Source organism: Pseudomonas sp. ABFPK (genome assembly GCF_001586765.1).
Taxonomy (GTDB): domain Bacteria; phylum Pseudomonadota; class Gammaproteobacteria; order Pseudomonadales; family Pseudomonadaceae; genus Aquipseudomonas; species Aquipseudomonas asiatica.
The window spans coordinates 1-17,627 of sequence record NZ_LQXW01000036.1 but is presented as its reverse complement, the minus strand read 5'-3'; the positions used below and the strand labels follow the sequence as shown (position 1 = coordinate 17,627).

General features: G+C 56.0%; 14 protein-coding genes and 2 pseudogenes. 9 read left to right on the top strand and 7 right to left on the bottom strand.

The genetic code is table 11. From position 1 onward, the window contains the following. Positions 1–26 precede the first annotated feature (26 nt). From WM94_RS21005 to WM94_RS20990, 4 genes are all read left to right on the top strand, one after another. A complete protein-coding gene (locus tag WM94_RS21005; protein WP_004576054.1) occupies positions 27–1,277 on the top strand; it encodes an efflux RND transporter periplasmic adaptor subunit in 1,251 nt (416 codons plus the stop codon). Positions 1,278–1,301: 24 nt separating this feature from the next. Next, complete coding sequence (locus tag WM94_RS21000) at positions 1,302–4,463, top strand: CusA/CzcA family heavy metal efflux RND transporter (RefSeq protein ID WP_004576055.1); 3,162 nt, start codon at positions 1,302–1,304, stop codon at positions 4,461–4,463. A gap of 162 nt (positions 4,464–4,625) precedes the next feature. After that, entirely contained in the window at positions 4,626–4,949 is a 324-nt protein-coding gene (locus WM94_RS20995; RefSeq protein ID WP_004576056.1) for a DUF2790 domain-containing protein, read from the top strand. A 201-nt stretch (positions 4,950–5,150) separates the two neighbouring features. Continuing rightward, positions 5,151–7,148, top strand: coding sequence for a heavy metal translocating P-type ATPase (locus tag WM94_RS20990; protein WP_004576057.1), 1,998 nt, complete (start codon positions 5,151–5,153; stop codon positions 7,146–7,148). A 91-nt stretch (positions 7,149–7,239) separates the two neighbouring features. Here WM94_RS20990 and WM94_RS20985 read toward each other — a convergent pair whose 3' ends face one another. The 4 genes from WM94_RS20985 to WM94_RS20970 form a co-directional block, all read right to left on the bottom strand. After that, positions 7,240–7,464 carry a hypothetical protein gene (locus WM94_RS20985; RefSeq protein ID WP_004576058.1) on the bottom strand — a complete coding sequence of 75 codons (225 nt, stop codon included), beginning with the start codon at positions 7,462–7,464 and terminating at the stop codon, positions 7,240–7,242. 127 nt (positions 7,465–7,591) lie between these two features. After that, positions 7,592–8,617, bottom strand: coding sequence for a hypothetical protein (locus tag WM94_RS20980; RefSeq protein WP_004576059.1), 1,026 nt, complete (start codon positions 8,615–8,617; stop codon positions 7,592–7,594). Positions 8,618–8,913: 296 nt separating this feature from the next. Beyond that, positions 8,914–10,221, bottom strand: coding sequence for an OprO/OprP family phosphate-selective porin (locus WM94_RS20975; protein WP_016487023.1), 1,308 nt, complete (start codon positions 10,219–10,221; stop codon positions 8,914–8,916). Positions 10,222–10,431: 210 nt separating this feature from the next. Next, positions 10,432–11,400 (bottom strand): LysR family transcriptional regulator, encoded by a 969-nt coding sequence (locus WM94_RS20970; RefSeq protein ID WP_004576061.1) that lies wholly within the window; start codon positions 11,398–11,400, stop codon positions 10,432–10,434. Between the two features lie 257 nt (positions 11,401–11,657). Between WM94_RS20970 and WM94_RS29440 the strand changes: the two genes are divergently transcribed. Genes WM94_RS29440 through WM94_RS20960 form a run of 3 tightly spaced genes read left to right on the top strand, consistent with a single transcriptional unit; the run spans position 11,658 to position 14,474 of the window. Next, a complete protein-coding gene (locus WM94_RS29440; protein ID WP_082810605.1) occupies positions 11,658–12,077 on the top strand; it encodes a GtrA family protein in 420 nt (139 codons plus the stop codon). Beyond that, a complete protein-coding gene (locus WM94_RS20965) occupies positions 12,043–13,026 on the top strand; it encodes a glycosyltransferase family 2 protein (RefSeq protein ID WP_033726583.1) in 984 nt (327 codons plus the stop codon). Before WM94_RS29440 ends, WM94_RS20965 begins: the two co-directional genes overlap by 35 nt. Then, positions 13,020–14,474, top strand: coding sequence for a glycosyltransferase family 39 protein (locus tag WM94_RS20960; protein WP_004576064.1), 1,455 nt, complete (start codon positions 13,020–13,022; stop codon positions 14,472–14,474). The genes WM94_RS20965 and WM94_RS20960 overlap by 7 nt, the downstream gene beginning before the upstream one ends. An 82-nt stretch (positions 14,475–14,556) precedes the next feature. Here the strand turns inward: WM94_RS20960 and WM94_RS20955 are convergent, their stop codons facing one another. Then, positions 14,557–14,778: a hypothetical protein gene (locus tag WM94_RS20955; RefSeq protein WP_003253450.1), complete on the bottom strand. Its 222-nt coding sequence runs from the start codon at positions 14,776–14,778 to the stop codon at positions 14,557–14,559. A gap of 266 nt (positions 14,779–15,044) precedes the next feature. Between WM94_RS20955 and WM94_RS20950 the strand changes: the two genes are divergently transcribed. Beyond that, positions 15,045–15,632 carry a hypothetical protein gene (locus WM94_RS20950; RefSeq protein ID WP_004576065.1) on the top strand — a complete coding sequence of 196 codons (588 nt, stop codon included), beginning with the start codon at positions 15,045–15,047 and terminating at the stop codon, positions 15,630–15,632. A gap of 58 nt (positions 15,633–15,690) precedes the next feature. Here the strand turns inward: WM94_RS20950 and WM94_RS20945 are convergent, their stop codons facing one another. Both WM94_RS20945 and WM94_RS20940 read right to left on the bottom strand, forming a co-directional pair. Continuing rightward, the gene (locus WM94_RS20945) at positions 15,691–17,109 is read right to left on the bottom strand and encodes a heavy metal sensor histidine kinase (RefSeq protein WP_004576066.1); all 1,419 of its coding nucleotides are present in this window, start codon (positions 17,107–17,109) and stop codon (positions 15,691–15,693) included. After that, positions 17,106–17,387 (bottom strand): annotated as a pseudogene (locus WM94_RS20940) (winged helix-turn-helix domain-containing protein); the annotation flags it as partial. The gene WM94_RS20945 and the pseudogene WM94_RS20940, both read right to left, overlap by 4 nt. A 62-nt stretch (positions 17,388–17,449) precedes the next feature. Between WM94_RS20940 and WM94_RS29435 the strand changes: the two are divergent. Continuing rightward, positions 17,450–17,627 (top strand): annotated as a pseudogene (locus WM94_RS29435) (IS5/IS1182 family transposase); the annotation flags it as partial.

The window sequence follows — 17,627 nt, the reverse complement described above, 5'->3', positions numbered from 1 at the left end:
GGTGCCTACGATTAGCAGGAGTAGCAATGGATAACAAACGCAAGATCGCCCTCGCGGTAGCCGCTGTGGCAGCCCTCGGATTTGGCAGCCTTGCCTGGAACAACAGTTCCGGACAGCAGGCCGCCAGTACCGCCGAGCATGGCGCTAACGATGGTCATGGCGACGAAAAGAAAGCCGCATCTGCCGCCAAAGAGGAAGGTGATGAGGGCCATGGTGAAGAAGGTCACAGCGAAGAGGGTGGTGAAGAAGAGGGCAAGCTGAGGCTCAGCGCTGAACAGATCAAGGCAGCCGGCGTTGCTCTCGAAGCTGCAGCACCCCGTGACTTGGGTACAGTCGTGAGCTTCCCGGGCGAAATTCGCTTCGATGAAGACCGGACCGCCCACGTAGTTCCTCGTGTTCCTGGCGTTGTTGAGACTGTCCAAGCCGATCTGGGTGAGACGGTCAAAAAGGGTCAGGTCCTCGCTGTAATCGCCAGCCAGCAGATCTCTGACCTGCGCAGCGAACAACAGGCCGCACAGCGTCGCGTCGAACTGGCGCGTGTGACCTTCGAGCGTGAGAAGCAGCTGTGGCAGGACAAGATTTCCGCAGAGCAAGACTACCTCCAAGCACGCCAAGCGCTGCAAGAAGCGGAGATCTCCTTGGCCAACGCCAAGCAGAAGGTCGGTGCGATCGGTGCTTCGGTTAACTCCGTTGGCGGTAATCGTTACGAACTCCGAGCCCCTTTCGACGCCGTGGTGGTGGAGAAACACCTGACCGTTGGCGAAGTCGTCAGCGAGGCGACCAACGCCTTCATCCTTTCCGACCTGAATCAGGTCTGGGCAACCTTCGCCGTCCCGCCTACAGATCTGGGCAAAGTCACGACTGGTCGTGCGGTGAAAGTCTCTTCGCCTGACATGAACGTCGAGGTCGAAGGGAAGGTGGGTTATGTCGGGAGCCTGCTGGGCGAGCAAAACCGTGCAGCTACTGTCCGCGTCACCTTGACCAACCCCAACGGTGCCTGGCGTCCAGGCCTGTTCGTGAACATTGCGGTCACTTCCCAAACCGATCGAGTTGCCGTAGCGGTCCCTGAGCACGCAGTGCAGACCGTTGAAGACAAACCCTCGGTATTCGTACGCACCCCAGATGGGTTTGACACCCGCCCGGTAAAACTGGGTCGTCGCGATAATGGGTACGTGGAAGTCATCGACGGTATTGAAGCCGGCGCCCAGGTAGCAACCAGTGGCAGCTTCACACTCAAGTCCGAGCTCGGCAAAGCTTCTGCCGAACACGGTCACTGATGCGAACTGACAGGATGATTTCTCATGTTTGAACGTATCATCAGATTCGCCATCGAGCAGCGCATCGTAGTAATGATCGCTGTTCTGATCATGGCGGGTATCGGTATCTACAGCTATCAAAAGCTGCCCATTGATGCGGTACCCGATATCACCAACGTCCAGGTGCAGATCAACACTGCAGCGCCTGGCTATTCGCCGTTGGAAACCGAACAACGGATCACGTTTCCAGTTGAAACAGCAATGGCCGGTCTCCCGGGCCTTCAGCAGACCCGTTCCCTGTCTCGCTCTGGCCTGTCTCAGGTCACCGTGATCTTCAAGGATGGCACTGACATCTTCTTTGCCCGTCAGCTGATCAACGAGCGACTGCAGGTTGCGAAGGAACAGCTGCCAGATGGCGTGGAAGCTGTCATGGGGCCTGTTTCCACCGGTCTCGGTGAGATCTTCCTGTGGACCGTTGAAGCCGAAGATGGCGCGGTCAAAGAGGACGGTACGCCGTACACCCCGACCGACCTGCGCGTGATCCAGGACTGGATCATCAAGCCTCAGCTGCGCAACGTCCCGGGTGTGGCCGAGATCAATACCATCGGCGGCTATGCCAAGCAGTTCCTGGTTGCGCCGGATCCAAAGCGCCTGGCTACCTACAAGCTGACCCTCAATGACCTGGTTGCAGCGTTGGAAAGTAACAACGCCAACGTCGGCGCCGGCTACATCGAACGTAATGGTGAGCAGTTGCTCATCCGTGCGCCCGGCCAGGTAGGCAACATCGACGACATAGCCAACATCGTGATCACCAGTGTGGATGGTGCACCGATTCGTATCAGCAGCGTTGCTGACGTCAGCATCGGTAAAGAGCTCCGTACAGGTGCTGCTACTGAGAACGGCCGCGAAGTCGTGCTCGGTACCGTGTTCATGCTGATTGGTGAAAACAGCCGCACCGTATCTCAAGCTGTCGCCGCCAAACTGGCGGACATCAACCGCACCCTGCCAAAGGGCGTGGTGGCCGTGACCGTTTACGACCGTACCAACCTGGTTGAAAAAGCCATCGCGACGGTGAAGAAGAACCTGGTGGAAGGTGCGATTCTGGTAATCGCCATTCTGTTCCTGTTCCTCGGCAACATCCGTGCGGCACTGATCACCGCGATGGTGATTCCGCTGTCCATGCTGTTCACCTTCACAGGCATGTTCAACAACAAGGTCAGTGCCAACTTAATGAGTTTGGGGGCACTCGACTTCGGCATCATCGTCGACGGTGCCGTGGTTATTGTAGAAAACGCGATCCGTCGACTGGCTCATGCGCAGCATAAGCATGGCCGCATGCTCACCAAAACTGAACGCTTCCACGAGGTCTTTGCCGCGGCGCGAGAAGCTCGCCGGCCGCTGATCTTCGGTCAGCTGATCATCATGGTGGTTTACCTGCCGATCTTCGCCCTCACCGGCGTCGAAGGCAAAATGTTCCACCCGATGGCCTTCACCGTTGTGATGGCGCTGTTGGGTGCAATGATCCTGTCTGTTACCTTTGTTCCTGCAGCTATTGCCATGTTCGTCACTGGCAAGGTGAAGGAAGAAGAAGGTGTGGTCATGCGCACAGCTCGACTGCGCTATGAGCCGGTTCTTCAATGGGTGCTGGGACATCGGAACATCGCTTTCTCGGCCGCAGTAGCCTTGGTCGTACTGAGCGGCGTGCTGGCAAGTCGTATGGGTAGCGAGTTCATCCCAAGTCTCAGTGAGGGTGACTTTGCGATGCAGGCCATGCGTGTGCCTGGAACGAGCCTCACTCAGTCCGTCGAGATGCAGCAGCGTCTGGAGAAAGCGGTAATAGCGCAGGTGCCTGAAGTCGAGCGTATGTTCGCACGTTCGGGTACCGCGGAAATTGCATCTGACCCGATGCCACCGAACGCCTCCGACGCCTACATCATGCTCAAGCCTCAGGATCAGTGGCCTAACCCCAAGAAGCCTCGCGATGAGCTGATTGCTGAGGTGCAGAAGGCTGCAGCGGGTGTTCCAGGAAGCAACTACGAGTTGTCGCAGCCAATCCAACTGCGTTTCAACGAGCTGATTTCGGGCGTGCGTAGTGACGTCGCTGTGAAGGTCTTCGGCGATGACATGGACGTACTCAACAATACCGCCAACAAGATCGCGGCAGCGCTCAAAGCGGTACCGGGCTCGTCGGAAGTGAAAGTTGAGCAGACATCCGGCCTGCCGGTGCTGACAATCAACATCGACCGCGAGAAAGCAGCACGCTACGGCCTGAACATCGCGGATGTTCAGAACTCGATCGCTATCGCCGTGGGTGGTCGCCAGGCCGGCACGCTGTATGAGGGCGACCGTCGGTTCGACATGGTAGTGCGCCTGCCTGAGACCGTTCGCACCGACGTAGCGGGGATGTCCAGTTTGCTGATTCCGGTGCCTGCCAATGCGGCTCAGGGTGCCAACCAGATCGGTTTCATCCCGCTGTCGCAGGTCGCTAATCTGGACCTGCAACTGGGCCCGAACCAAATCAGCCGCGAGAACGGCAAGCGTCTAGTAATCGTCAGCGCCAACGTTCGAGGCCGTGACCTGGGATCCTTCGTTGAGGAGGCGACCGCTTCGCTGGATCAGAAGGTGCAAATCCCTGCGGGCTACTGGACGACTTGGGGTGGCCAGTTCGAGCAGCTGCAGTCGGCTGCCAAACGGCTGCAGATCGTTGTTCCAGTCGCCTTGCTGCTGGTCATGACCTTGTTGTTCCTGATGTTCAACAACCTGAAGGACGGCATGCTGGTCTTCACCGGTATTCCATTCGCACTCACCGGTGGTGTCGTGGCGTTGTGGCTGCGGGACATCCCTCTGTCGATCTCGGCAGGTGTCGGCTTCATTGCACTGTCCGGAGTTGCAGTACTGAACGGCCTGGTGATGATTGCCTTCATCCGCGGGCTAAGGGAGGAAGGGCGAACGCTCAGGCAGGCAGTCGATGAAGGTGCATTAACCCGTCTGCGACCTGTTCTGATGACTGCCTTGGTGGCGTCCCTGGGCTTCATCCCGATGGCCCTGGCCACCGGTACCGGTGCAGAAGTTCAGCGGCCTCTGGCGACGGTGGTGATTGGCGGGATCTTGTCTTCCACCGCGCTGACGTTGCTGGTACTGCCAGCCCTGTATCACTGGGCGCACCGCAAGGATGAAGATGGTGAGGAGGCTGAGGCGGTTAGCTGATAGCCGCCGCTAAAGAGAAGCCCACAACACGCGTTGTGGGCTTTTTTGTTTTATATGAGGTAGATGCGCTTACCTTTCAAAATTGTAAGTTTCTCGTCATGCCGGTGATGCCTGTGCATTGCTAAAGTTACGCCCGAGAAGATTTGAATTTGAGAGGTTCTTATGAAAAAGCTAATTATTGCCGCTGCACTTGTTGTGTTCTCGATGGCTTCGCAGGCTAACACTTTCTCTGAAAGCCAGCAGTTGCAATACACCAAAGAGCACCAAGCTGCGGTGGCCAAGTATGCCGAGAAGAATGGCAAGCCTATGCCGGAGATTCAGGATTACAAATATGGCATGAAGATAGACGTTGCTAAGTTTGTACGTCAGTCGCAGGACCCCCGTACCTGCCAGGTCTACCCACGGTTGATGACTTTCGAGGACTCCCAGGGCACGCTCAAGACTGTTCGTTACTCGATGTATTCGCAATGCATCAACAACAAGTAGTAAACGATTTGAACAGAACAATTAGAGAATTCATAAATGCCAGGCAGCGCCTGGCATTTTTTATTACGCCCGATGCTCCATAGCTTTGAAATATTAACGCCTGGGCCGGGGCAAACCGTGCAATAGGTCTTAGCTAACCAACCGCGACGGCTCCCAACTGCAGAGGGCAATTGGAAGCCTTGACCCCAGAAGGGACGAGTTATGAAAAGTTTGCTTGAACGCCCAGACGACCAAGCAGGGCACAAAGGCCATAGCCACGAGCATGGCAGTATCTTCGGCATGAATACCGAGCTGGTCTTCGCGCTGATCTGTGGTGTGCTGCTCGGTGCCGGAGCTCTCGCAGGAAAGCTCGGGCTGATCGATAGGCTGTCACTGGTTCTGTACGTATCTGCCTACGTGTTCGGTGGATGGTTCACTATCAAGGAAGCGATCAGCAACATCCGCCAGAAGCGCTTCGAGATCGATTCGCTGATGCTTCTCGCCGCAGCCGGTGCCGCGAGCATCGGCGCCTGGGCTGAGGGGGCTCTGCTGCTGTTCCTGTTCAGTCTGGGGCATTCCCTTGAAAGCTACGCGATGGGGCGGGCCAAGAAAGCGATTGAGGCACTGTCCAAGCTCGCACCGGCCACGGCGATCGTACGCAGAGCAAATGGCACGACGGAAATGCCGGTGGAACTGCTGGTTCCCGGTGACGTTGTCATCGTGCGCCCAAATGACCGCCTGCCGGCCGATGGTTTTGTAGTCGTGGGCTCCTCAAGTATCAACCAGGCGCCAGTGACCGGTGAAAGCGTCCCCGTGGACAAGCAACCTGTCGCTGATGTCGAGCTCGCACGTAGTAAGCCAGATGCAGTTGATGCAGCTTCGAAAGTCTTCGCCGGCACCATCAATGGCGAAACTCTCATCGAGGTTGAGGTAACACGGCGCTCCACTGAAAGTACCTTGGCGCGGGTCATCAAGATGGTCAGTGAAGCCGAAGTCAGGAAGTCACCGACCCAGCAGTTCACGGACCGCTTCCAGCGGGTATTCGTCCCGGTAGTTTTGCTGCTGGTAGTAGGGCTGCTGTTTGCCGGCATTTTTCTTGACGAGCCTTTCCGTGACTCGTTCTACCGGGCGATGGCCGTTCTGGTTGCAGCCAGCCCCTGCGCGCTCGCGATCGCTACACCAAGCGCCATTCTCTCTGGCATCGCCAGGGCAGCCCGAGGTGGCGTGCTGATCAAGGGCGGTGCGCCACTTGAAGAGCTTGGCGCCTTGAATGCCATGGCATTCGACAAGACCGGTACCCTGACCGAAGGGCGCCCACGCATTACCGATGTAATACCCGTGGGCGGCACGCAGATCGAGGATCTACTAAACGTCGCCATCGCTGTGGAGTCGATGAGCGACCATCCGCTGGCTGCGGCAATTGTGCGTGACGGTGAAGAGATGATTGGCACACGGCGCCGAATCCAAGCCAAGAACATGAGCAACATGATTGGCCGCGGCGTGCGTGCTGAGCTTGATGGGCAGTTCGTCTGGATTGGCAAGGTCGAGATGTTCGGTACCAATGGTATTCCCGCACTGAGCAAGGCTGCCCTGGAGGCTGCAGAGCGTCTACGTCAGTCGGGCCGCACAACCATGGTGATACGTCGTGCTGACAAGGATCTGGGCGCTATCGGGCTATTGGACACACCCCGAGAGGGGGCCAAAGAGGCACTCCAGAAACTCAGAGAGATGGGCATCGACCGCATGGTCATGATTTCTGGAGACCACAACCGCGTTGCAGAGGCGGTAGCCAAACAAGTTGGCTTAGATGAGGCGTGGGGAGACCTGATGCCGGAAGACAAGGTCAAGGCCATCAAGAACCTGCGCCTTAGCGCCAAGGTGGCCATGGTGGGTGACGGCGTGAATGACGCCCCTGCCATGGCCAATTCGAGCGTTGGCATCGCAATGGGGGCTGCCGGATCTGACGTCGCCTTGGAAACAGCTGATATCGCGCTTATGGCTGACGACATCAGGCAACTCCCATTTGCGGTGGGTTTGAGCCGTCACACGCGATCGATCATCCGCCAGAACCTGTTCGTCAGCTTGGGGATTGTGGCCATCCTGGTTCCGTCGACCATCATGGGCTTGAGCATTGGTGCTGCTGTTGCAATCCATGAGGGCTCCACATTGTTGGTCGTCTTCAACGCCTTGCGGTTGTTGGCCTACCGCAGAAGCACCTGATCCCTGAGCTTCAATCATGAAGCTAAGCAGGGAAATGACCTGAAGTAGAAGTATGGGTCGTGCGCGATCAGCGCACGACCCATACTTTTTCTCACTCGTCGATCCCGATGCGCTTGAGGCTTTCAAGGGCCTTTCCACATTCAGGTGAGCCGTGCCGTAAGCCGCAGGCCAACGCAGCTTTGAGGCTCATGACACCGGCTACGAAACCGACTTGATTGCCGACCCCGTGTCCGTTCGCAAATCCCTGATCATACGCAATCTCCACAAGTGCATTGATCGCCGCCAGGGTGTCTTGTTTGTTGGTACTGTTCTGCATATCTACTCCGCGAGCATTCAGCTCATATCGCTCGGTTAGATGGCGGCGCCTTCAGTTTTGGGGTGAGCGAATCCCGCTCCCATAGCCAATCCCTAACGGGGGGCATAGCCCGCCACCGTAAGGAAAATCAGCTATTGAGAGCAGGTGACTCGTTTTGGTCACCCGTACTGCTCGCCTCACCGCATTGGCACTGAGTGGGTACATCCGGATAGCCGCTGTGTTTCTCGACGAACAGCGTTTGGCAGGTGGTGCACCCATAAATCCGCGGCAGAGACTTCAGACCACCTGGCAGCACATCGCTCAAGGGCTCGTTACGCCAAGGAGCCCCGTCAAGGATCTGGGTGCGAAGGATATTTCCCAGCCGCCAGGTATTAGTTTGTGCGCTCCAGGACCACATTGGCGCCGAAAGCGAATACTGGATGAAGGTCTCCTCCGGCTGCTTGGAGAGCATCGAGTACTTGGGACGGGCCCAGCCGGAATCGATGATGCTGAAACCCATGCCCATCTCAGCACTCGGATAGGTCTGCTCACCGAAGAAACGGTCGTGAGTCGCGGGAGCCGTAGCATGATGGTCAGTCGGCGGAAATACCCATAAGTAGCACTCGCTTCGGGTCACCATTTCAACGAGTTGGCTCTGTCCCCGTAGAGGGAAAGCTGCAGCCAGGGCGAAGCGATCTTTCCACGTGTTTTTCGGAGGCGGTGCCATTCCCGCCGCTATGGCCAGCGTCGCCGTTTTCGGGACGAACCGATCGCCGAGCTCGTTCAGATCCAGATTCTTGCAGAGGGCCTTGAAGGCCTTTTTACGAGTCGTCGAAGTAAAGGAGGGGTCGAGGAGCAGGCGAACCTGGTTCACGCCGATCCCTGAAGCTCGTAGCACCTCGATGACTTCTTCAGCCGCGCCGACTGCTTGAAGATCGGTCAATCCCAAGCACTTTTTCGCTCGCTCGATCGTCTCGTAGAGGTTGTACTGCCTGTCGCTATCACGGCGCACCTGGATTGGCAGTTTGTCTTTGGAGGCAACTTCCGGGGCGACGGAACCAATGGCAGCGTGGAGCAGCTGGTGAATGTGCTGGTGAGGGTACGGGCGGCCGGAAGCCGAGAATGAGGCGTGCAGCTGAGCAGCGAGAGGTTGAAGCAGCTTTTTGGCAGACATGACTATCCCCTAATGAGCGACGTTGGGGTAGCTGCGCTTGTAGGGCCGTTAGACGCGAAGCTGGACGTCGAATCAGGTTCAATCATGAGTAGGAGTCAGGTTTGATTTGCTTGCACGGCCACCATGCAAATCCCGACGCGGCAATCTCACCAGATTCGCCGAGCTTTGGCAAGAGAGGTCATCGTAAGCGAATGGAGGTAGGAGGAGGGCGCTCCATGCTTGATCACGTCAGAAACACGAAAGCCGGAAGCACATTGAGCGCTTCCGGCTTTCTCACGTCAGACTGATGAGAGGGATCAGAAGACGTATTGCAGGCGGGTCACGATGGCATTGCCGCCGTCGTCGCCCACGGTATTCTCGTTGTTGTCGGTGCGCACGTTGATGTAGTTGGCACTGACTTTCACGGCCTCGTTGACGTACCAGTTCACACCCAACGTGTGGCTTTTGGCCTTGCGCTCGTTCGACTGGTCCGCAGCGGTGACCAGGTTGCCATCTTCGACCTTGATGTCGTCAAAGCGATAGAAGACTTCCCAGGCACCCAGTTCCTTGTTCTGTGGTTTGATAGTGTCGAATTTGGCACCGTCAAGCTTGTAGATGCGCGGCTCGCCGGTCAGCGTGTACGCCATCTGGGCGTAATAACCAGAGGCCTTCAGGTCATTGCTGGCCTGGTCAGCTTTCAGCTTGCGGCGAAGGTACTCGGCCTGAACCGAGAATGGGCCGGTGGCCCAGGCGCCCTCAAGCCCCCAAACCGAATCGTCCTTCCACAGTCCGTCCTGTGCTGCCGCACCGCCAAAGAGCATGCGGTTGCCGTTCGTGCCGGCATCACCGCCACCATTGGTATCGACGCCACGGACACCGAGGCGTGAGCGAATCCGAGTATCAACTGCGCTGTCCTTGAGGTCGCGATAGGCGTATTGGGCGCCGACGTGCAGGACATTCCCATCCGTGTTCAATGGAGCGAAGACACCACGCACGTTGTAGCGCTTGGTGCTGTCACCATCAGAATTGTTGTTGGTTTCGCTGAAAACGCTACCGGACACGTAAGCCATGTCAGCGATGGTGCTGGTGGCCTGGATACCCATGCCAGCGTTGTCGTTGATCCAGTCCGCCAGGTCGTACGAGAGGTTCCGCTCCATGGCGGTGGTCCACTTCGAACTGGTGGCTTTCTCAAGACCGAAGTCGGTGTAGAAACGGCCGAAGCGCAGTTGGACCGGCTTGAAACCGGTGTAGGTCAGGCTGGCTTCGTCGAAGTAGCCGTCGGAGTCGTTGCCCGTGTTGCGGGAGAGGTCGTAGTTGACCTGGTACTTCCAGTCTCGGTACAGGGTGCCGCCGAACTCAATGTAGGCTCGACGGAAGTAAGCCGCATCCGCGGTATCGCCATTCTTGGTGAAAACGCCATCGAATCGGCCGTAATCAGCCTGGACTCGACCGCCCAGTTTGAAACTGAATTCCTTGTCAGTAGTCGATACTTCAAGACCGCCCTTGGTCTTCAGAACGAGATCAGCCCCGTCAGTGGTTACTGTTCCGGAGAATGCTTGCGAGGAAAATGTGCCTACTATTGCGGCAGCCAACAGCTTTTCCCGCATGTTCGAAGAACGGATCATTGCTTGCCTCTCGTATGTTAAGTGCTTAGCTACCGACGTTGTATTTCGCCCTGCGTCGGCCTAAATTTATCTTGCAGATGGGAGCAGGCCACGGTTGTCACCTGCTGTAACAAGATGCCTTTGTTCTAAGCACTCTGACTAGATTGCAAGCGAATATGACAGTTGTGTTTCTATAGTGTTAAGGGGAAATTTTTAAACCTAACAAAACTGTTACCGAACAAGCCAGTCCTTCTTATCAAAAAAGCTCTTCTTGATCAATCTTCGGATTCCCAGAACGTGCGGATTACGGACAAGCTTCGTTTTGATAACAAGAAAGACATCTTTCTCCTCCAGATCGTCCAAAAAGCCCGGCACCGGCAGAATGTTCCTCTCCATCTTTCGACTGTAGTCGGGCAGCACACCGATACACGCGCCCCCTACGACAAGGCCACGGGATAAGCTATAGCTCTTTACCCGAGTGGTACCGCCCTGATGCTCAGCCATTATCGATGCCCACTTTCGTGAGCCCGCCAAGATCTCTTCATCCCAAGGGACAACGAGCATGAAGTTGTGCAAATCCAGGCTCTGCACTGGTAGGGTGACGCTCCTTGAGTAGCGGCTGGAAATGAACAGCGCGTGCCCAATCCGGCCGAGCCGTTCAAACCTATACGTAGGATGGCGATCAAAAGCGCCCTCATCATCTGGGCTCACGAAAGCGATACCCACATCGACTTCACACTCAGAAAGCATCTGCGTTGTGCACTCTGAATGGATTTCCAGCCGCATTTCGGCATGATCGCGTACGTAGGCGACTAGATCGCGGTTCACGATGTCGCTCAGCACTGGCTCTGTGATCGCGATGGTAAGCCTGGAGTCCTCCTTTTCACCAGACTTGCCCAGGCCTTCAGGGCCGAAGAGTTGGCACAGGTACTGGCTGACCCTCTCGCCTGTCCGGGTCAGAGCAAGCTTGTTGTGCTTGTAGACAAACACGGGAGCACCAATGTGCTCTTCCAGTTTCTCCAAGCGTTTGCGAAGGCCTACCACTGGCACATTGAGCCCTCGGGCAGCCTGTTTGAAACTGGCACAACGTGCTGTTGCGAAAAACTCTACGGCCAGCTGATCATCAATTGGCAGATCATCCAATATGTCAGGACTGTAAGAAACAACGCTGCTTGTATATGTTTCATTTTGTGTAACCATTCGATCCCCCTTCATTCGGGGAATCTAGCTCAATGTCGTCTGACATTTCCTTATCTTGACAACATTGTAATGCACAGGTCATGCGTGCGTTATTGGCAGGCCTTTATTTCAAAAGCGTAATCCTCAGGCAATCCCTCTGATATTGTAGCGTGCTAGTCTAGTGCGCCAACTCATTACTTATCATATATAGATTCAGCTAATTAAGCATTTACATTTAGTTCACTGTTTTTTCACCTTTGCCTCCATAGGCTTTGGCCATGGAAAATCAAAACCCACCTCTTATTACCTTACTAATTCGTTATCTGGGGATCGGCTTCATAGCAACGGGAATCCATTACGTGGTGTTCCTAGTGCTGGTTACGACAGAATTTGCTACTCCGTTGCTGGCCAGTATCTGTGGCGGCATGGTTGGCGCAATCGCAAGCTTTATTGGAAATAGGGCGCTCTGTTTTGTGGCAGATGGCTCTCGTAAGTTTCAGCCTGTCAGGTTTGCACTGGTCGCGTTAGCCACAAACTTCGGCAATCGCGTGGGTATGTGGTTCCTCATCAAGTCGAATCTGTCACCGCTTATCTCCCAAGTCCTAGTGACCTTAAGCCTCACTGCACTTGGATTCATTGCACATCGTTTTTGGACATTCAATCATGCAGACATTACATCGCTTTCCCGAGCGCCCTGATCCCTTGTTAACCATCGTGGTCCCTTGCTTCCAGGAAGAGGAAACCATCCCCGAGTTCCACCAGCGAATCACCCGCGTGGTTAAGCGCTTACCCGTCTCCTGCGAAATCCTCTATGTCGACGACGGCAGTAGTGACCGGACAGCCGACATTCTTCGCCACTATCAGGATGGGTCATCTGTACGTTGCCTGTCCCTGAGTCGCAACTTCGGTAAAGAGGCTGCACTGAGTGCCGGGATAGATCATGCCCGTGGCAGTGCGCTGATTTTCATTGATGTCGACCTGCAGGATCCACCAGAGCTCATCGCGGCCATGGTGGACTACTGGCAACGCGGCTACGACGTAGTGAACATGCAGCGCAACTTGAGAATCGGTGATTCGTGGTTCAAGCGCATGAGTGCCCGGGCTTACTACTGGGTCATGCAGCGCCTGGTGGAGAAGGTGGACATGCCGGCCGATGTCAGCGATTTCCGATTGATTGGGCCTGCGCCGCTGGCAGCACTGCGGGCGCTGGACGAACGCTCCAGGATTCTCAAAGGCATGATCGGCTGGGTAGGCTTTCGTACTATCGAACTGCCCTACAATCGCACTGTTCGCCATGCCGGGAGCACCAAGTGGAATGCATCTGGCCTGTTCAATCTGGCCATCGAGAGCATCGTCAGCTTCTCTCGCAAACCGCTGCGCATTTTCAGCCTCATCAGTTTCGGACTATTCGTCTCCAGCATCTGCTACATGCTCGCGTCGCTTGTGGCAGGCAGTTTCGACATCCATCACCTGATCGTCGGAATGGCTTCATTCATGTGCGTCGGTGTCGCCATGGTGGGAGAGTACCTGGGCGTGACACTCGCGGAAGTGAAGCGCCGGCCTCTTTATTTCCTGAAGCACAGCAACAAGGTAGATCCCGTGTCACTCCACCCTTCGATGGCTTCGATCGAGGGTAAGAAATGCTGAATCTGAAGAACGAGAGGACGCTGTGGTTGATCCTGGGTTCGATTTTGCTATTGCGCTTGGTGGGGCTGGGCATCTACCCGCTGATGGACACATCTGAGGCCCGCTACGCTGAAATGGCTCGCAAGATGGTCGAGTTGAATGACTGGATCACGCCCATGTTCGACTACGGGGTACCATTCTGGGGCAAGCCTCCGTTGTCCTTCTGGACTCAGGCCGCGAGCATGACGGTCTTCGGCGTTAACGAGTTCGCTGCGCGTTTCCCAGCGTGGCTACTACACCTGGCAAGCTGTTTCATCATCATCAAACTCGGTACGCAGCAGATTTCTCGTAACGCCGGCATCTGGGCTGCCATTATTTTTTCCAGCACCACACTTGGCCTGGTCTCCAGCGGTGTTGTGCTGACTGACCCTGTTTTGTCGTTCTCGATTCTGCTGGCCAGCTACGGTTTCTGGCGTTGGATGAAGTGCGCCAGCAAGGCGGATGCCTACCTGATGTTCGCAGGTCTCGGGCTGGGCTTGCTTGCCAAAGGGCCGCTGACCCTTGTGCTTATGGGGGCGCCGGCATTCGCCTGGTTCGTTATCTACAAGGAATGGGGACGGGTACTGAGGCTTCCCTGGATTAGCGGCCTTGTGCTCATGTTCGGTATATCCGTGCCGTGGTATGTCGCGGCCGAAATGAAAACGCCCGGCTTCATGGAGTACTTCTTCGTTGGTGAGCACTGGAGCCGCTACGTCGTCAGTAACTGGGCAGGGGACCTCTATGGTAGTGCTCATGCCAAGCCGTACGGCAGCATCTGGATCCAGCTCGGATTGTCGCTACTGCCATGGGCCTTGTTCCTACCACTGTTGATCCGCAAGCGTGGATCGATGCAGCGCTTCGAAGCCTACCTCTGGCTGTGGGCCTTGGCGACACCGGTCTTCTTCACATTTGCAGGCAACATTCTGTGGACCTACCTGCTACCCGCGCTGCCAGCGTGGGCCTTGCTGCTGTCTGCACGGGTCAGCGAAGTTGGCCCGAAGACCACCTGGGCTGCCGCTGCGAGCGCATTGGTGTTGCCAATCATCGGTGCGGGCATCATCTACGCCGGGGTACTAGAGGAGCGACCTCAGAATCAGCGAGATGTGGTTCAAGCCTGGCTCAATGTGCAGTCTGCTCATTCCGCTCCCCTGATCTATCCTGGCCGCCGCTCATACTCGTCGGAGTTTTACAGCAGCGGGAAGTCCGAGAACATCAAGGATCCTGCCAAGTGGCCGCAGGATGGCTCGTTCTATCTGTCCAGGCGCTTGCGAGACAGCAAGGATGGTCTGCCCGCTGATCTAGCTTGCACATCGATTACCGAAGCGAACGCCAGCCAGCTCCTGCTGTGCCATTGGAAGCGTACCGCACAAGGTGCCGAGGGTCTGGCCGGAGAAAGCAATGCGGAAACGCCTCGCAAGAACGAAGGCTAAATTCTAAGCACAAAAAAGCCAGGTTTTACCCTGGCTTTTTTGTCGATTACTTTCGTCATTTGAAGTCCTATTTAACCGCCGATTAATTGTCGGCTTGTTCCTTACCATCCTTGCTTTCTTTCTTTTGCTCTTGAGCGACTTGTTGTTTGTTCTGGTCCGAAGAGTCATCGCTCCATAGGCGAGCCTGTTCGGTTCGGAAGTTCTCGTTGAACTGTTTCGCTCGCTCGAAGCCGCCTTCAGCGTAAGCGGTACCCATGAGACCCAGCAGCAGGCTGCCAATAGCGATAGACTTGACAAATTTCATTGTGAACCTCGGTTCATACTAGGCCTACCTGATTAGCGGCCTTTGTTGGTTTGTAGTTTAGGAACGCGAAGCTAACGACAAGGTGAGTCAATAATTACAATTCCGTAATTTTGGCTGCAGATAGGATGCGTTAAATCGTCAAATCTGGAAGGATCATGTCTATCTCGGCACTGTCGAGGGCGACTTCGAATTTTGTCTTAAATTACAATTTTGATATCTAGCGCGTTAATTCAGCGCGGCGTTGTTGGCCGCCCTAGGAGATAGCCATGAATGACATAGAGCCCTGGGCAGTTGCTATCGGTGACTTTCGCCGCTGCACTGAAAAACTCACTGTCCAACTCGACGAGCTGACCTCGCAGACGCGCACCTCCAGCGCTGTTCTGGAGAGGTCGAACGAACTGGTGGAACAGGTGGACGCTGTCGGCCGGCAGATTCAGGAGGAGGTGCGAAAGGCGGAGAAGGCTTGGTCGAATGCGGAAGAAGTTGCCTTGCGCGCCGCTGCATCAGCATATTCAGCTGCATGCCGCGGAGTCGAAACCGCCATCCAGCCACTGATTTCGGAGCTTACAGCAGCGACAAAGGCCGCGGACGCCTCTATCCAGGAGCTCAAGCGTGCACCGGTGCTGGCCAAGCGTTATGTGATGGTGGTTGCCACGGCGTTCTTCATTCTGGCGCTGATCTGTGTCTACTCGACAATGCGCCTGATCGATGCCGCCGGCAGCGTAAGTGCTCAAGAGAAAGTGAATGCTCAGTACTTCTCCCACCTGTGGAAGAATGCCAATCCTGACGAGCAGAAGATCATCAAGTCGGTGATTCTGCGGTCGCCCATGGACCCTGTGGTCCTCCGGCACTGATGCATTGAGGCAAACAAAAAGGCCCGTCGATTGACGGGCCTAATCGTGTCTGCGCAATTTAAGCGGCGGTCATTGCCGGCTGCATTTGCTGGGCTGCGGGAAAGTGAAGGTGGAACCACGTGAAGTTTTCTTCGGTCACCTCCACGCTCGCCGACCCTTGGTGCAGGCTCATGATCGACTGCACAATGGCCAAGCCAAGACCGGTACCGCCTTCGCTCCGTGCTCGGCTCTTGTCCACACGGTAGAACCGCTCAAACAAGTGCGCATGGTGTTCCTTGGCAATACCGCGGCCGGGGTTGCCGACACTCAACGTCGTACCGCTCGCACTATGCTGCACCTTCACGTAGACCGTGCGGCCGCGAGGGCAGTAACGGATCGCGTTCGAGACCAGATTCGAGACGGCACGTTGAACCATCAGGCGGTTCCCGCGCACCACGTCATCACTGCCAGAGATCTGCAGCTGGATCTCGCCTTCTTCTGCCGAAATGCTGAAGAGATCGCACACTCGCTGAACCTCGTCCACCAAGGAAACGGGTTCGAACTCCACCATGGATGCTGGATGACTGACCTGGGCCAAGAACAGCATGTCGGAAACCATGCGGCTCATGCGGTCCAGCTCTTCTGTGCACGACTCTAGAACCTCCCGGTACTCGGAAAGCGATCGTTCTCTGGTCAAGGCAACCTGGGCCTTGCCCATTAGGTTGGAGAGCGGTGCCCGAAGTTCGTGAGCAAGGTCGTCAGCAAACTGCGAGAGCTGCTGAACCCCATCATCCAGGCGAGCCAGCATGATGTTGATACCGTCGGCGAGCTTCTTGAGTTCTGCAGGCATCCCATCAGTTGGAAGGCGATGGTCGAGGCTCTCGGTTGAGATCTTCGACGCGATCTTGAGGAACTTGGTCAGTGGCAGCAGGCCTCTGCGCACGGTCCACCAACCAATGGCCAGGATCAACGCGAGGATGACAGGGGACATCATTAGGCCCCAGGTTAACAACGCATCGAGTAGGGCTTCATTGGATGACTGATCAGCAGTCATGTAGACGCCGACCTCCGTACCATCGCCCAGAGTCATGGCCTGAGAAGCACTGAGCAGGGGGCGTCCGTTATAGTCGCTCCACTCATATTCCGTGGTCTGCGCCGCAGCCTGGAACCTATGAACCTCTCGATTGATCTGTTTGGAACCGATGGTGAGTAAAGGATCTTCACTCTCTGCGGACCTGTAGATGCTTACGTAGAGGTTGTTCTGGCCTGTGACCAAATCCACCAGCTTGTGCGAATCTGAACTGACATCGGCAATATCAGTGATTTCGGAAAGGCTGTGCGCCATTGCCTCCATTTTGACGCCGAGATCGATGCGAGCATTTCTATCCAGTGCTTGCCCAACCATCATGTAACCGAAGGTAGCGAACATCAGCAGCAGCGCTGCGCTCATCAATCCAACTTTTAGTCCCAGCTTTGCAGCCAGGCTGAATGGCCTCATGCGCGTTCCTCAAAAACGTACCCAACGCCACGAAGCGTGTGAATGAGCTTGGTTTCAAACGGGTCATCGATCTTCGAGCGCAAGCGCCGGATGGCTACATCGATGACATTGGTGTCGCAGTCGAAATTCATATCCCAGACCAACGAGATGATCTGAGAGCGAGTCAGCGCTTCGCCCGTTCGGCTCATGAGCAGGTGCAAAAGCGCAAATTCCTTGGTGGTGAGATCGATTCGTGTGCCACCGCGGAAAACGCGATGGCGGACGGAGTCGAGTTCTAGGGAATCTCCGAACAAGCCTTCAGTTATGCGAGAATCCCCGCAACACCTGATCCGAGCCGCCCATGAGCCAGATGAGCTTTTCCGACTTTGAGTACGCCGGCAAGCGCAAGCAGACCCGCCGAGAGCGCTTCCTCGCCGAAATGGATCAGGTGGTGCCCTGGGCAGGCCTGCTGGAGCTGATCGAACCGTTCTACCCCAAGGCCGGCGGCGGTAGAAAACCCTATCCTCTGGAAACCATGC

Coding starts and splice junctions, on each gene's coding strand:
- WM94_RS21005 (WP_004576054.1), top strand. CDS start 27: ATGGATAACAAACGCAAGATCGCCCTCGCGGTAGCCGCTGTGGCAGCC.
- WM94_RS21000 (WP_004576055.1), top strand. CDS start 1,302: ATGTTTGAACGTATCATCAGATTCGCCATCGAGCAGCGCATCGTAGTA.
- WM94_RS20995 (WP_004576056.1), top strand. CDS start 4,626: ATGAAAAAGCTAATTATTGCCGCTGCACTTGTTGTGTTCTCGATGGCT.
- WM94_RS20990 (WP_004576057.1), top strand. CDS start 5,151: ATGAAAAGTTTGCTTGAACGCCCAGACGACCAAGCAGGGCACAAAGGC.
- WM94_RS20985 (WP_004576058.1), bottom strand. CDS start 7,464: ATGCAGAACAGTACCAACAAACAAGACACCCTGGCGGCGATCAATGCA.
- WM94_RS20980 (WP_004576059.1), bottom strand. CDS start 8,617: ATGTCTGCCAAAAAGCTGCTTCAACCTCTCGCTGCTCAGCTGCACGCC.
- WM94_RS20975 (WP_016487023.1), bottom strand. CDS start 10,221: ATGATCCGTTCTTCGAACATGCGGGAAAAGCTGTTGGCTGCCGCAATA.
- WM94_RS20970 (WP_004576061.1), bottom strand. CDS start 11,400: ATGGTTACACAAAATGAAACATATACAAGCAGCGTTGTTTCTTACAGT.
- WM94_RS29440 (WP_082810605.1), top strand. CDS start 11,658: ATGGAAAATCAAAACCCACCTCTTATTACCTTACTAATTCGTTATCTG.
- WM94_RS20965 (WP_033726583.1), top strand. CDS start 12,043: ATGCAGACATTACATCGCTTTCCCGAGCGCCCTGATCCCTTGTTAACC.
- WM94_RS20960 (WP_004576064.1), top strand. CDS start 13,020: ATGCTGAATCTGAAGAACGAGAGGACGCTGTGGTTGATCCTGGGTTCG.
- WM94_RS20955 (WP_003253450.1), bottom strand. CDS start 14,778: ATGAAATTTGTCAAGTCTATCGCTATTGGCAGCCTGCTGCTGGGTCTC.
- WM94_RS20950 (WP_004576065.1), top strand. CDS start 15,045: ATGAATGACATAGAGCCCTGGGCAGTTGCTATCGGTGACTTTCGCCGC.
- WM94_RS20945 (WP_004576066.1), bottom strand. CDS start 17,109: ATGAGGCCATTCAGCCTGGCTGCAAAGCTGGGACTAAAAGTTGGATTG.